This is a genomic window from Paenibacillus sp. FSL M7-0134 (assembly GCF_038007865.1).
Lineage (GTDB): Bacteria > Bacillota > Bacilli > Paenibacillales > Paenibacillaceae > Paenibacillus > Paenibacillus polymyxa_B.
On record NZ_JBBOXV010000001.1, the window covers coordinates 1,704,392 to 1,719,394 of the forward strand.

Below are 15,003 nucleotides of genomic sequence, written 5' to 3' on the forward strand. Positions count from 1 at the left end.
GCAAAATTCGATTCCAGTCGCTTATTGTTTTTTTTTGCAAAATCCTCAGATATTAAGGTAGACGAAATAATGACTGTAAAGGGTACAGAGCGAATGAAAAGAGCTTAACATACTTTGATGAAGTGCTCTTAGTGCGGAGCCATTTTGCAATCTATCATATACTTAGTTTATTTACATAGTTCATCTAACAATTAAGTAAAAAGAGGAGGATCATAGGCTGTAGTGGAGTCGCATGTCCTGTGGGGGCAGATGAATTTGAACCGGAGTGGCTCATCAAAAAACGAACGTTATGAAATGATCCATCAAATGATGGAACGGCATGAGGAGGCACATCAGGGGAATTGGCAAGAGTTTATGCGACAGAGCGCACAGGATTGGCGCCAATATCCGCAATTGGCACGTAACGAGCTAAGCAGCATTACGTGCCCTGCATTATTTATCGCGGGTGAACATGATGATTTTGCCACTGAAGAGCAGCTTCTGGAATTATGCTTATGGGTCCAAGACTCACGTTATCTAATTGCTCCGGGTTGTAGTCATCGACCGCACATGCTTAGAGAGAAGCCGATCTTAATCAATGATTCTATTCTTTCATTTTTGAACAAGCATGCAATCCGTTGATCATAAGATCAAATTATTCGCATAGCGGTGGAGCAACGCCTAATCTTACTCTCCTAGAAGCTTCAAGAAATTGGCCGGCACCGTAATTTGCTGATTATTTATCATAATCTTCCGAAGCTCCTCTATGGAGTCCTCTTCACCTCTAGCGTCTTTAATTTCCTTGATCTCACGATGTAGACGCTCCATTTGGAGATCTAGCGCATTAGCGGAATCCGCTGCGCTCTTTAATTCACGTGTCAGACTTTCGGGAACGGACTGGTTGTACTTATAAAAGATTTTATGCTCCAGGCTGGCCCAGAAATCCATGGCAATGGTTCGAATTTGCACCTCTACGCAGACTAGCTCCTCACAATCCGACATGAATACAGGAACTTGAACCAGCAAATGCAGGCTCTGGTAACCGTTCGGCTTGGGATTCTTGATGTAATCCTTAATTTCCAGCACCTTCAAGTCACTCTGTCTCTGAAGCATGTTACTGACATCGTAAATGTCAGAAATAAAAGAGCAAGTAATACGTAAGCCAGCGATATCCTTAATATGATTTTTGACAGCATCCAGGGATAACTCGCTATTTTTACGAAGCATTTTGTTCATGATGCTCTCAGGAGATTTAAGGCGTGATTTGGTATGCTCAATAGGGCTGTAATCGTGTAATGCTTGAAATTCCTGTTTTAATATTTCAATCTTGGTTTCCATTTCGTCGAGCGCAAATTTATAGATTAGCATAAACCGCGTGATGTCATGCTTTAGCTTTTTGATCTTGTCCATAGGATCTTCCAAGTGCATATGTAATTCTCCTCACACATAGATGTCATAATCTTGCTAAGCATTCGCCTTTGCAATGGGATTATCACCTTATAAATTACAATCCCCAACAATCCCATTGCAGCAGCGTTCGTAAGATCAAATGATTTGCGGAGCGGCAATTCCCACCTTAAATTTTAAAGCGCCACAGGAATTTTACGTTTTTCTTTAAAATAGACCCATTCCCGGAAGCCGATATCCTTCAGCATTGCCTTTACTTCTTCCCAATCATCGCCTACCCGCGAAGGCTTATGGGCATCCGAACCAAAAGTGACCTCCACACCAAAATGGTGCGCTCTTTCTAAAATAGAAGCAGACGGGTACCATCCGCCACTCAGCTTGGTTTTACCCGAAGTGTTAATTTCAATCGCCACATTGGATTCCGCAATTACCCGCAAGGTTTCATCAATGGCTGTATCGGCAGGAATGTCTGAAAAGGCAGGGAAGTTCCCCTTCATTGCGTCAATATGACCTAATATCTGAAACATGCCGCTTCGCGCAGATTCCTGAATGAGCGCATAGTAGGCTTGTTTGACTTCGATTTTACGAGCGTCGCTTAATTTGTTCCAACGGTTACGGTTAAAAATGCTGTCCCCTTCGACATTGTGAATCGACCCAATGAGGTAATCAAATGGATAAGGAGCCAGAGTGGAACGATATAATTCAGCGAAATCAGGAAAATAATCTGTTTCCAATCCGAGCAGCACGTCAATACGGCCTTCGTATTCCTTTTTGAGCTGTTGTACCTCTTCTACGTATTCAGCAAGCTGTGACTTAGCCATATAAATTTTAGGAAAAGCCTGATCCTGTTCGCTACATAGAAAGGGGGAATGATCCGAAATGCCAATAGCTTGTAAGCCAGATTGAATACCTGCTTCAATATAATCCCGAATGTTGCCGTCTGCATGACCGCAGCGGAAATGATGGGTGTGCAGATCAAATTTCATAGCCTGTCTTCCTTTCGTAACCAAGTTTATATTGCGTATGTTGTTCATAGTGAATTACGTTATTCAGAACTGGTAAAATTCGTCTCCGGCATCCCCTTCAGATCACTTAAAAATTGCTGCATGGCTGAGTTTAGATATCGGCCGGATTTATAAATCACTCCTACCGGATGACTAACTTCCAGCTCGGGAATATGGATCATTTTTAATGTGCCTGCACGCAGTTCCGAAGTGACCGACAGTCTGGAAATAATGGCAGCACCGAGATTAATTTCGACCATCCGTTTGACTTCCTCACTGCTGGACAACTCGATCACGACATGAGGTACGATTTGGTGCTTTTTAAATACATCGTCCACGAATTTTCGTCCCACCGTATCGGGAGAGAGCAGAATAAGCGGAATTTCCCGAAGGGCTTCAATGGTAGCATGTGGTTGTGAGGCCAGCGGATGAGTAGGAGACACGACTAGCTCGAAGGAATCGTAATACAGAACCGAAGTGCTTAAATTGGGATTACGTTCGATCAGATAGCCGATGCCAACATCAATAAGTCCGTTCTCCACCTGCTGATAAATCATTGAGGAAGCCATGGATTGAATGGAGGTTTTGATGAGAGGGAACTGATCCTGAAAGTAGGAAAGCACGCGCGGTAAAATTTGAATAGCGATGGATGTTGTGGTACCCAGCGCAATGTGACCCTGCGGTGTTTCGTTTAGATCGTACAATTTTTGTCTTAATTCCTCAACAACCTCCAATATGCGCTCGGCGTGTTCCAAAAAAACAGCTCCCCGGTCGGTCAGGGTGACGGGCTGGTTGCGGTCAATTAGAATGGTTTTGAACTCATCCTCTAGACTTTTAATTTGGGCGGACACCGCCGGCTGCGTCAAATTGAGAAGTTCTCCGGCTTTGCGGAAGCTCATTGTTTTGGAAATCATGATAAGTGTTTCAAGTTGACTGATGTTCATGAAGTTCCTCCTCTCTTTTCTTAATCTTGTCGCAGCTGTATAGAATGAATATTTTTAGCCAATCCATAGGTTCATATGTAAAACCGTCGTTATGCTTTATTTCATTAAATTATAGGTTATTCGAGCAGGAAGGGCAATGAATCGAAGCAGAGCACCTTAAAGTGTGGTATATTGGGAAATAAAGACTAAAGTCCTGATATCCTTCAAAAATAATCAGTCTAAAATCGGTAAGAAGCAAAGATATAGGACATTATTCACATTTTTTGTGGTTTAGCTATAAAAAATTACCGGGCAGCTGTCGATAAGTGATAGAGAGAGCATTTTGTTGAGGATCGATGCGTTTTACAGTAATATTTAATTAAAAAATTCTAATTTAAATGGGACTTTTGTTGTATGTCTAAAAGCCCATCGTAAAGGGGCGCTTTGATCGTGAAGGCAGAAGTGATAAATCCTTTTTTGGAGTCGGCGCGACGGGTCATTGAACAATTGATCCAAGTATCTCCTTCACCCGGAAATCTTGGTGTGAAAAATGTCGAGCTGGTGGACGACCACATCTGGATTATGATCGGGATGACCGGACAGCTTAGCGGAAATATTGTGTTCGGCCTGAATGAACAGGTGGCGCTACGTATGGTATCAGCGATGATGGGCGGATTTGTGTTGACTGAAATTGATGAGATGGGAAAAAGCGCAATTTCAGAATTGGGCAATATGATTAGTGGTAATGCCAGTACGATTTTGTCCAATCAGGGAATTGTCGTGGATATTACGCCTCCGCAGGTCATGAAATCAGAAAACTTGACCACTTTTGTGCCTCAGCGTGCCCTTTATATTCCGCTCACGGTGGAAGGAATCGGCGAGCTGGATATTCAGGTGATGATCTCTTAATATTAAAGGAGCAAGTTTCCTTAATGTGGAGGGATGACCGTGAGTATACTACAGGACAAGATAGTTGTGATTACAGGTGCATCTAGTGGAATTGGCGCCCTTTGCGCTCAGTTGTTAAGCGAAAAGGGCGCGATTCCTATTTTAACAGCACGCTCGCAGGAGCGACTGAAGCAAGTATCTGCGGGAATCAGCGGCAGGCATGAGCTTATCCAACTGGACGTCACCCGCCAGGAGCAGGTAGAGGCTGTTGCTGCACGAGTATTGGAACAGTACGGACGGGTCGATATATTGCTTAACAATGCGGGCTACGGAAAGTTTGAGTATTTTAATGAAACCGACCTGACGGAGTTTGAACAAATGATGGACGTGAACTACATGGGTGTTGTTCGCTGCATCAAGGCGTTTCTGCCGCAAATGACAGAGCGGGGCCATGGACAGATTGTCAATGTAGCATCAATGGCTGGGAAAATCGGGACAGCCAAATCGTCTTCTTACACGGCGACGAAGCATGCATTGCTGGGTTTCAGCAATGCGCTCAGGCAAGAGCTGCGCGGGAGTGGAGTGACTGTAACGACGATTAACCCGGGGCCGATCGACACACCGTTTTTTGAGCTGGCAGATCCTTCAGGAGGATATGTTCGAAATGTAAGCTGGTTTATGCTACAACCTGATAAGGTAGCACGGCATATCGTGAGAGCGATGGAGCTTGGCAAAGAGGAGGTTAATCTGCCACGGTGGGTATCTCCTTTTCTCAAGCTGTATCAGTTAGCTCCCAGACTAACCGATAGGCTGGGTCATGGTGTGATGAATAAGAAATAAAAGATGTCCCGTAAGCCATTAGCTATGGTGAGGGACATCTTTTATTTTTGTGATTTGGTAACAGGGCTATTTTCGCATATAATGGAGAGTAACGAATTTACGTATAGGGGTTGGACCTTTTCATGACATTGAATTTTGAATCGCTCGGCGTTGAACAAGATCTGTTGGACAAACTGACTGAGCATGAAATTACACAGCCTTCGCCAGTTCAGGCAGAGGCTATACCGGAAATAATGAAGGGAAAGCATGTTTTGGCGCGTTCACAAACTGGCACAGGCAAGACACTGGCTTATTTGTTGCCGCTGTTGCAAGCGATTGATCCACAGAAAAAGGCTACGCAAAAGCTGATACTAGCTCCAAGCCAGGAACTGGCCATGCAAATTGTACGTGAGGGTCAGCGCTACGGAGAGCATCGCGGAATCCGTGTACTCGGTCTGATTGGTGGGGCGGCTATCAAACGTCAAATCGAAAAGCTCAAGGATCATCCACAGCTTGTCGTGGGCACACCAGGACGTGTACGGGAACTCATCGCTTCGAAAAAGTTGAAAATGCACAATATTACAGCCATTGTTATTGATGAGGTGGATCAGATGTTCCAGCTCGGCGGAGCAGGCGATGTAACAAACATATTGGGCACCGCCCAACGTGATCGTCAATTGGTATTCCTGTCCGCAACGCTGAACGATGAGATTCAGTCGCTGGCGAAACGAGAGATGCGTGAATATGTAGAAATTGGGATTGATCCCGACCAGAAGACGGCCAGTGGACTGGAACACTATTACTTTGTATCTGAAGAACGGGATAAAGTGGATATGCTGCGCCGTCTGGTGCGTCATTTTAATCCAAGAAAAGCGCTGGTGTTCGTGAATACAACCAATGCCATCGGGGAGATTGAAGCCAAGCTCAAGCATATGGGGCTGACTACGGCATCCTTGTATGGAGATGCGGATAAAGTCACGCGTAGCAACGTGTTGGCCCGATTCCGCGAGGACAAGCTCAAAGTGCTGGTCGCTTCGGATGTGGCAGCCCGTGGTCTGGATATTGAGGGCCTTGAAATGGTCATTCATTTTGACCCGGCTACGGATAGTCAAGCTTATGTTCACCGTGCAGGACGGACAGGACGGATGGGACGCAAAGGATTGGTGGCGTCGGTTGTTACCGACCGTGAAACGTTCATCATGCGTAAGTTCTCCCGTGAACTGGGCATTGACATCGCAGAGCGTGCGTTGCATGGAGGTCGAGTAGTTGTGCCGCGTCCGGCGGATGCTAAGCGTGCATCTGTAAGACCATCCGAGGCCAGATCCATATCTGACGGAGCACAGACGGAAAACCGTAAGGCACCTGTTCGTACCGAAAACGGACGTCCTGGCAGGAATTCCGCGAACGGTTCAGCTCCAGGCAAGAGCAAAGGAGCAGCCTTGTCCAAAGCAGGAAAAGCACAGCGTGAGCGTGATCGCAAAAACAAGGGTGCACCAAGATGGCTGAAGGAAAAAGGATCAAAACCGAACGAGTAAGGGAGAAGAGGGGGAGCCATGGAACAACAGCCTGTGTTGCAAATTAACGGACTGACCGGCGGATATAGCGCCAAGCGCCCGGTGCTGCATCAGATTTCGCTGGATGTGAAACCGGGCGAAATGGTAGGATTGATCGGTCTGAACGGGGCCGGGAAAAGTACGACCATGAAGCATATTTTGGGCCTGATGACACCGCAGGCCGGAGAAATTCGTGTGCAGGGTCATAAGCAGGATGAAAATCCCGAGGAGTATCAGGGAGCCATTGCTTTTGTACCTGAATCTCCAGAGCTGTATCCTGAAATGACGGTGATGGAGCATATGGAATTCACGGCCAGAGCGTACGGAGTTAGCGAAGCAGATTTCCGCACACGGAGTGATCAAATGCTGGACTTGTTCCGTATGCGGGATAAAAGTGGAAGTATGTCGATGCACCTGTCTAAAGGGATGCGCCAGAAAGTGATGATTATGTGCGCATTTTTAGCGGGACCGCCGTTGTATGTCATAGATGAGCCTTTTTTGGGTTTGGACCCGCTTGGTATTCGTTCCCTGCTTGACTTTATGTTAGAGATGAAGCGTTCGGGTTCGTCCATTCTGCTCAGTTCTCATATTTTGTCCACGATTGAAAATTATTGCGATCGTTTCATTGTACTTCATCAGGGTGCCATCATTGCACAGGGTACGCTGGACGAAGTGACAGCACAGGCGGGTAAGCCGGGCATGCCGCTGGAAGATGCATTTTATGAGCTGGTACAGGGCAGGGAATGAGCATGGATTTGCAGCGTTTGCATAAAGAAAGACGTGTAGCGTTCTGGGGACAGGTGCTGCCCTATCTGGGCTATGTCATTCAGAGCGGTCTGGCGGTGGTCTTCGGCTTTGCACTGATTGCCTTTGCCGCATGGTACACGTCGCTGCTGATGCATACTCCACCGGATTTGCCCATCCGCTGGATCATGCTTATTGTGGCTATTCCGATTGCTCATGCGAGCTTTCGTACGTATTTAAACGCGGCGGATATTGTTTTCCTCCGTCCACAGGAGCACGCGATGCACGATTATTTTAAGGCCAGCCGGATTCGGGGTGTGGTGTATAAAATATTCGGTTTGCTATTGCTGTCTATTATCGTGTGGCCGCTGTATATTCGCAGTGATACCGCGCCTAAGCCGCTGCTACTGACCCTGCTACTGTTCGTGCTGTTAAAGCTGCTATTCAGCTACGGCGGCTGGCAAGAGCTTCGCATGGTATCGATTGGCGGGAGTGTAGGCTATCGTCTGCTTCGGTGGGTGTTGGCTGTGCTGATGGTAGCCGCATGGCTATGGCAGCCTCCACTACACAGCGTGCCATTTATCATATTGGTCGGTGTGGTGTACGTGCTTGTTCTGCGTTTTCCGGTCAAGCTGCTAGTGGCTTGGGAAAAGCTGATTCGTACAGAGGGTATGCAGGCTGCTCGGGTGATGCGCACTTTGGGCTGGTTTGTCGATGTGCCCGCCCTTACGCAGAGAGTGACGCCACGTCGTTGGCTGTCCTGGTTGGGAGGTAACATACCTTGGAACAGAAGGGGAGCGTATCGTTACCTGCTGTTTAAGACGTTCCTGCGTACAGAGCCAGCAGGTATTGTCATTCGGCTTGGAATTCTGGGGTTGTTAATTATATATATCACCCATGCTAGCTGGATTGGGATTGCAGTATATTTATTTTTCATATTCCTCATTGGTGTACAGGTTACTTCACTAAGGCAGTATCACAAGGATTCGTTATGGCTTCAGTTATATCCGATTCCTGCGCATAGTCGTCGTGCGTCTTTTCTCGACTTTGTTGTTCGGTTGACGTTGCCGGCTGCTGTGGTTCTGTGGCTTCCTTTTCTGGCAAAAGGAACGGAAGATCTACTGTCTACACTGCTCACGCTGCTTGGGGGAGTTGCAGTAGTGTTCCTGTTACGAGGCGCTCAAGCCAAAAAATGGCGTTTGGACGGGCAGGATGAAGAAGAAGTGTAATGTGTATCTATGTGAATAAAGTAAAGGCTAATTCGCAAGCAGCAAGAGCTGTCTGCGAATTAGCCTTTTTTTGTATGCTCACTGCTATCGTAGCTGTGGGTGCAGATAATCGTCTGCTTATATGAAGATCGTTTTGCTGATGATAACTAATAAAATGAACAGTACCAGAATTGTTCCTGTGCTTGTAAATGCGCCGTAACCACCGTAACCGCCTCTTGTTTCTTCTGCTCCCATGCTCATTCTCCTCTCGGTCATTGTGATAAAGGATACATCGTATCTTATGAAGTGGATTTTCAGATTGCGTGGGCCAATGCTCAGTTGTGTTGCCGAATCGCCTTATATTTTTCATCAGATGTAGGGGAGGAGAGAGGAAAAGGCACGTATTATCGAGAATAGAAGAAGTACGTAGTCATTATCACTTGGAAAGTGGGAAAGACGAGATGCTGGTAGATAAGCTGCTCGTGAACATATTTCTTGTGTTTGTACCATTATTAGTATATAGCTCTTTGTCAGATCATCGGCATAGGAAACATACCCCGTTGCTTATGGGAGGGGTGTTGGGTGTGTCTTCTGTGCTTTGCCTTATGTTTTCGTACATCTGGTATGGATTATATTGGGATCTTCGATATGTTCCTCTGATCCTTTCTGTTTTATATTTTGGTCCTAAGGCAGGACTTCTGAATATAACGCTGATAGTGATGGCTCGTATGTATATAGATCCTGAGTCTATGGTGGTGAGCTTTCCCAGCATGATGTTGTGTTATTTGGGCCCTCTCTTGGTAAGAAAAAAGTTTATGCAGCTCAATAGTATGTTGCTTCGGGTGGGCATGAATATGCTAATGAGTATATGGACCAATATTGCCATGCTTATATTTTTGTTAATACATTCCTGGGCCAATGGCAGGCTGGATAAGGATGAGGTCGAGCTGATCCGGGCAATACTCTGGTTCGGTGTGATTCAATTCCTAAGCATTGGAGCCTCCTCTTTCTGGATGGAGTTTAGTTTGGAACGGGAAGAAATGAGAAGAAAGATTAAATATGCTGAGCATCTGAATACCTTAGGTGAACTGGCTGCCTCTATGGCTCATGAAGTAAGGAATCCGTTGACCGTGGTTAAAGGGTTCCTGCAAATGGTTCAGTCAGGGCTAGAAGGGAAAAATCGCAGATATATTGCTTTGGCACTAGCAGAGGTCGATCGGGCTGAAAGAATTATTAGCGACTATCTGAACTTATCCAGACCGCAGATTGGGAACACAGAGCTGATGGATCTGTCTGGCATGGTTCAACAGATTGTTTTGCTTTTGAAACCGATGGCGACCAAGCAAGGCGTAAGACTGTATACTGAGCTAAGGAATGAAATATACGTACATATGGATCGTAATCAGCTGTTACAGGCGTTAATACATGTGACGAAAAATGCGATCGAAGCTGCGGATGATGGAGGCAGGGTATACATAAAGCTGGCGATTCAGGAAGAGAAGGCATGTCTGCATATTAGGGATACGGGAAAAGGCATGAGTCAGGAGCACCTGGAGCGAGTGGGGACTTTGTTTTTTTCAACCAAAGAGGTAGGAACAGGACTGGGAACGGTCGTCTCCTTTCGAATCATTGAAGCCATGAACGGAAGTATACACTATGAGAGTGAGCCCGGAGTCGGAACTGAGGTAGTCATCCTGCTGCCACTCGCACAGAAATCTTTGCTCGCTGCTGAAGGATAGTTTGTTTCGAAGTGTCATTCACAATGGTTCAGCCCATTAAAAAGCGGTATGCGCAACATCTGGCATACCGCTAATGATGCTATATTTAATCTGTTACATATTAGGTGTTCAACAAATCTTGTGCGCCACGGTAAACAATGTCATACAGGTCTTCCAGATACTCTTCCTCGATACATGAGAATGCGATTCGGAGGTCATATTCACCCAGCGCAATTGTTCCTACCCCATATTGTTCCAGCAAATGTGTGCGCAGTCGTTCAGCGGACAAGCCGTTCAGCTTGAGACACATAAAATAACCCGAATTGAAAGGATAGTAGCTCCATACATCTCCGTATTTTCCACTATCGAGCAACGCTTTGACTTTGTTAGCCCGTCCCTTCATAATCTGGAACTTTTCTTTCTTCTGTTGTTCAAAGTCCGTTGACTTGAGGGCATCCAGGACGAAGGTTTGAGATGGGTGAGGACCGCTCGAAATCGTTGCCCGAATAATCCCTAATGTTTTTTGTTCCAGTGCGCTCAGTACATCCTGATGTTCCGAAGCAAAGGTAATAAATCCGACACGGAAGCCCCAAACGAATTCTTCCTTGGTAGCTCCGTCAATTTTGACTGGTAGAATTCTCGGATGAAGTCCAGCTAACTGACCGAATAGTGATTCATGCAGGGAGTCCTCGAAGAACAGACCAAAATAAGCGTCATCCGTCACAACTACGACATTGATGCCCGCTTCCGCGGCTTCCTGGATGGCAGCAACAATTGCTTTACCCTCTTCCACTCCCGGTGTGTAGCCTGTTGGGTTATTCGGGAAGTTCAGCACAACGATCGCTTTGCCGTATTCTTTCTGTGCCAGTAGCGCGTCGCGTAATCCTTCACTATTAAAACGTTGATCCTCTGTGAACAACGGGAAATTCACCAAACGTCCATGACGGCGAATACCGAAAGTCAGCTCATAGTTTTCCCAGTTTTTGTCTGGATAAATGACAGCGTCCCCTTCATCCGTGAACAGGTCGGCAACGATGCTCAAACCGTGGGTCAGCGCGTTCGTAACTACGGGAAGGCCGTAATTTTTCCCAGCCAATGAAGGGTTTTCCTTCAGCATTTTGTCACGCCATACACTACGAAGTTCAGGTTTGCCCGCAGGGGGAGCGTAAGGGTATAAATCCTTGGGATTGTAAGCGGACAACTTCTCCTGAATGACCTCCAAATGCATAGGACCATTGCCTTCAGTAGCAATGCCAATCGTGGCGTTGTACTTTTTAGCAAGCTTCCCTGCTTCTGCGGATTGACTCAAAATCCCTTCTTTTGGGAAATAAATTTCTTTCCCTAAAAGAGAAAGCATTTGATATACATGCTCGTTGCCTGTCTGAATGTTTTGGTTTAACTGCGCTGCCAGTGGATTCATTCCCGTTTCATCCTTCCAAGTCATTTTGATTACATATTATAGCATTACACACGGTAAGCGTCACGCAAAAGCCTCTGGAATATAAAAGCGCATTTTTTTGCTTAATGACGGCGCTGAGCTTATATTATAAATTAACGGGATAAAGGACAACCAAAGATGAACAAGAGGAGGTGCAGATTTTGCTGGATACATCTGCGTCATCGTTTATCCTGTTGTCGGCTTTCGCCAAAATTGTGTGCGAGCCGGGCTGGAAGTGGCAGGTACGCGAGAAGCCGATGCCAAACTATGATTTATTTTATGTATGGAGCGGAGAAGGAACAGTGATCTTAAACGGGACGTCGTATCCGGTAAGCAAGGGGAGTTGCTTCCTGTTCAAGCCGGGGGATGATACCCGTGCCACACATAACCCGCAAAAGCCGCTCATACTTACCTATATTCATTTTGATCTTATCGAACAGCCAAAGCTTATCCCTGCAAGCTACCGTATGCTGGAGGAAACGTTCGAGGTAGAGCATATGCTTGCCAGATACGTTCGACTACGTCTGGAGCGTGCTTACGGAGCTGACGAGGAAGGCAAGCTAATCCTGAAACAACTGATGATTCATCTGCTGCGTGCGGACCGCAAGGAGCCTCAGGAGCAACAGGCCAGTAACCAGCTCACCGAGGTCATTCGGGAAACGGCCAACTATGTGCGTCAGCATCCGGGACTTCCTCATCGCGTCGAGGATTTGGCTGCACGGGCGGGGCTGTCACCGCGTTATTTTTCGATTAAATTCAAGGAGCTGCTGGGTGTGTCCGCGCAATCTCATATTATCAGCATGCGGATTGAGCGTGCACAGCATCTATTACTACATGCCGGAATGAATGTGACCGAGGTGGCAGAGGCTCTGGGGTATCGTGACATCTTTTTTTTCAGCCGCCAATTCAAGCAGTATACGGGGAAAAGTCCGTCTGAGATCCGGTAATGCTATGGACAGTGGACAAGCTGTTTCGGATTTAGGCGTAATGGGATTAACGAATAACGAATATAAAGGATAAATTCCAAAAAGGACCCGAGCAGTTACGCCGGGTCCTTTTTTTATGAGCAATTTAGCATCATCCGATCCCGATGCTCATATGTGTAGCTATAATACGGTTACGGTAAATTCACTTATGCTTTGGGATCATGTCGAAAGCAACCCAGACGTTGTCCCATTTTCACCGCATCCCCCGGCTTCAATGCGGGGTCTGGATCAAACGTGCCGTTTTCAGTTAGCAAAACGACAGTTGATCCAAATTCGAAATAGGCGAGATCGTCTCCTTTTGTCCATGAGACGGCTTTATCATCCGTATATTTGATGCTACTCACATTCATTGCGCCAACCTTGACGACCGCCACCTCACCATATTCATGGGCAATGTACGTAATCTGTCGTTCATTGCGGCTAAGAACTGCTCGCATATGTTGCAAGCCGAAGTCATTCACTGGGTATACCTTGCCGCGCAGATGTTCTTTTTCTACCAGCGTACCGGATACTGGTGCATGAATGCGATGATAATCCGTCGGGCTGAGATAGAGTACAAAAGCATAGCCGTGTGTGTATTTTTCAAGACGCGGAGAGCGGTTAAGAAGCTCTTCCAGCGTATAGTCCTGCCCTTTGACATCCAAAAGAGTGCCGGACGTAATTGGGCCAGTGAAAGTAATCCGTGCATCCACCGGACTGGTCATCACCTCGGCGTTCGTATCAATCGGGCGCATGCCCGCTTTTAATTTGCGTGTAAAATAGGCGTTTAGGGAACGGTATTCCTTCCATTCCTGTTCCGCCTCATGCGTCTGGATCTGGTACGTACGTATAAAGGTGGGGATAAAAAGTCGGCTTGCACCGCTTTGCGCGAAGGAGCCTACAATCCGGCACACCCACTTGCGCGATGATAGCTCCGTCATGAGCCGCAGCCACTGTTTTGCCATTACAGATCCCCCTTGTTCATTTCCGAGCCGTCTTGGCCGGAACCTGTCCGGCCGCTCTGAACTATATTGACACAGAATGTGACGTAAATCAATACAGTGGACGGCCTGGTGAACGTTCGGTGTCTGACGAAGGCATCCGTTCGAGAAGCCAACGAGCGTAAGCCATCGGCTGAGTGTATGTTTCTTTCCAGACATTGTGCATGCCCGCCTGGCTGAAGCCATAGCGCTGATCACGACCGTTGCATTCGATAAAAACAATCTTGCCCTCATGGGTAATTCCCAGATCCAGACCGACGTCGGCGAGACGGGGAAGGGTTTGTGCCAGTCGGTGCACGATTTGTAACGAGAGTCGCTCCAATTCATTCATCAGCCGGACTGCGTTCGAAGTCTGAACCGTCTCGGTTTGTGATAATACCTCCAGTAGGGAACGGGCCGTACCGCCCTGTGCAACATTGGAAACGAAGGTGTGGGAAGGAGCAATTTTAGCATACATGCCTGTCACACCCCAGATACCGCCATATCCGCGCTGAACCGACACACGGACATCAAACGGACGATTATTGTTCAAAGCAAGCGGTATGGTTTCCTGTACGATATGAGGCACATGCAGCAGTCGTTTGTGTAGAAATAATGGGAGTTCCCCAACATTCAAACGTAGTGTGGACCAACGCTCAGGTATAGCCGGATGAGCACATTGCAAAGTCCAGCCTCCGCGGGAATGCCGCAGACGCATAATTCCTCTACCTACGCTACCGCTACTGGGTTTAATTACAACATCTCCGGTTTCCTCCATCAAGGTATGGATGGAGGAAAGGTTGCCTTGCAATGTTTTGGGGAGGTGGATGCGTAGCAAAGGGTCTTCTTGCAGAATTGCATGTATATGGTCTTTGTGGAAACGGTTTTGTTCATTAAAAATATAGAATCCCTTTTGTACAAGCTTGTTGATATCGCTAGCATTTTCATTTTGCCGATAGAGAGTCCGATTGTGGATGACCGGCGGCAACGGAAGAGTCATCTGCCGATACTCGTTGCCGTGTTTAACAAAAGCCCGGCATGTTCCGGTCGCTATATGAATATCCTCCAGACGAAGAAAGCAGGGGATGAGCTCGTAGCTTAACCCGGCGTCCTCGTAATTGGCGATAGATTCATATCGCGTCCTCATGGCGGGAATGCCCCGGTAGGTTGCCGGGTTGAGCATGACGCCGACATGCAACATGAGTATGTCCGCCCTCCTTGTAGTCACTCCAACTGATCATACTGTGATTCTAGTCCATCATATGTATCAAAGATCGGCCAGGCATGGACGCTAGCCTTGCGGTAAGCCCAAAGTTAGAAGCGAGGCACCTTTCAGGGAGGCGGACGATATGATACAAGATGATTGTTGAAGAGTGT

15 protein-coding genes are annotated in these 15,003 nt (G+C 46.9%); 8 read left to right on the forward strand and 7 right to left on the reverse strand.

From position 1 onward, the window contains the following. Positions 1-222: 222 nt before the first annotated feature. Positions 223-621 (forward strand): alpha/beta fold hydrolase, encoded by a 399-nt coding sequence (locus NSQ58_RS07575; RefSeq protein ID WP_231517179.1) that lies wholly within the window; start codon positions 223-225, stop codon positions 619-621. A 45-nt stretch (positions 622-666) separates the two neighbouring features. On the opposite strand, the gene NSQ58_RS07580 is transcribed toward NSQ58_RS07575, so the two are convergent. The 3 genes from NSQ58_RS07580 to NSQ58_RS07590 form a co-directional block, all read right to left on the reverse strand. Continuing rightward, entirely contained in the window at positions 667-1,407 is a 741-nt protein-coding gene (locus NSQ58_RS07580) for a GTP pyrophosphokinase (RefSeq protein WP_068941817.1), read from the reverse strand. A gap of 155 nt (positions 1,408-1,562) precedes the next feature. Next, complete coding sequence (locus NSQ58_RS07585; RefSeq protein ID WP_028541459.1) at positions 1,563-2,372, reverse strand: histidinol-phosphatase; 810 nt, start codon at positions 2,370-2,372, stop codon at positions 1,563-1,565. A gap of 59 nt (positions 2,373-2,431) precedes the next feature. Further along, positions 2,432-3,334, reverse strand: a complete 903-nt coding sequence (locus NSQ58_RS07590; RefSeq protein WP_023990132.1) for a LysR family transcriptional regulator — start codon at positions 3,332-3,334, stop codon at positions 2,432-2,434. Positions 3,335-3,763: 429 nt separating this feature from the next. Between NSQ58_RS07590 and NSQ58_RS07595 the strand changes: the two genes are divergently transcribed. The 5 genes from NSQ58_RS07595 (at position 3,764) to NSQ58_RS07615 (ending at position 8,546) form a co-directional block, all read left to right on the forward strand. Further along, a complete protein-coding gene (locus NSQ58_RS07595) occupies positions 3,764-4,222 on the forward strand; it encodes a chemotaxis protein CheX (RefSeq protein WP_023990131.1) in 459 nt (152 codons plus the stop codon). 39 nt (positions 4,223-4,261) lie between these two features. After that, entirely contained in the window at positions 4,262-5,041 is a 780-nt protein-coding gene (locus NSQ58_RS07600) for an SDR family NAD(P)-dependent oxidoreductase (RefSeq protein ID WP_028541460.1), read from the forward strand. A 122-nt stretch (positions 5,042-5,163) separates the two neighbouring features. Further along, a complete protein-coding gene (locus NSQ58_RS07605) occupies positions 5,164-6,555 on the forward strand; it encodes a DEAD/DEAH box helicase (protein ID WP_028541461.1) in 1,392 nt (463 codons plus the stop codon). An 18-nt stretch (positions 6,556-6,573) separates the two neighbouring features. Further along, entirely contained in the window at positions 6,574-7,320 is a 747-nt protein-coding gene (locus NSQ58_RS07610) for an ABC transporter ATP-binding protein (protein WP_013311782.1), read from the forward strand. 2 nt (positions 7,321-7,322) lie between these two features. Further along, the gene (locus NSQ58_RS07615; protein WP_053326036.1) at positions 7,323-8,546 is read left to right on the forward strand and encodes an ABC transporter permease; all 1,224 of its coding nucleotides are present in this window, start codon (positions 7,323-7,325) and stop codon (positions 8,544-8,546) included. 117 nt (positions 8,547-8,663) lie between these two features. On the opposite strand, the gene NSQ58_RS07620 is transcribed toward NSQ58_RS07615, so the two are convergent. Then, complete coding sequence (locus NSQ58_RS07620) at positions 8,664-8,780, reverse strand: hypothetical protein (RefSeq protein WP_023990126.1); 117 nt, start codon at positions 8,778-8,780, stop codon at positions 8,664-8,666. 206 nt (positions 8,781-8,986) lie between these two features. Between NSQ58_RS07620 and NSQ58_RS07625 the strand changes: the two genes are divergently transcribed. Continuing rightward, a complete protein-coding gene (locus tag NSQ58_RS07625) occupies positions 8,987-10,264 on the forward strand; it encodes a HAMP domain-containing sensor histidine kinase (RefSeq protein WP_341057117.1) in 1,278 nt (425 codons plus the stop codon). 100 nt (positions 10,265-10,364) lie between these two features. Here NSQ58_RS07625 and NSQ58_RS07630 read toward each other — a convergent pair whose 3' ends face one another. After that, positions 10,365-11,663 (reverse strand): aminotransferase class I/II-fold pyridoxal phosphate-dependent enzyme, encoded by a 1,299-nt coding sequence (locus NSQ58_RS07630; protein WP_023990124.1) that lies wholly within the window; start codon positions 11,661-11,663, stop codon positions 10,365-10,367. Between the two features lie 179 nt (positions 11,664-11,842). Here NSQ58_RS07630 and NSQ58_RS07635 point away from each other — a divergent pair, with 179 nt between their 5' ends. After that, complete coding sequence (locus NSQ58_RS07635; protein ID WP_023990123.1) at positions 11,843-12,628, forward strand: helix-turn-helix domain-containing protein; 786 nt, start codon at positions 11,843-11,845, stop codon at positions 12,626-12,628. Between the two features lie 185 nt (positions 12,629-12,813). Here the strand turns inward: NSQ58_RS07635 and asd are convergent, their stop codons facing one another. Next, positions 12,814-13,611, reverse strand: a complete 798-nt coding sequence (asd, locus tag NSQ58_RS07640) for an archaetidylserine decarboxylase (protein ID WP_028541464.1) — start codon at positions 13,609-13,611, stop codon at positions 12,814-12,816. Positions 13,612-13,699: 88 nt separating this feature from the next. Beyond that, a complete protein-coding gene (locus NSQ58_RS07645; RefSeq protein WP_023990121.1) occupies positions 13,700-14,827 on the reverse strand; it encodes a YheC/YheD family endospore coat-associated protein in 1,128 nt (375 codons plus the stop codon). Positions 14,828-15,003 lie beyond the last annotated feature (176 nt).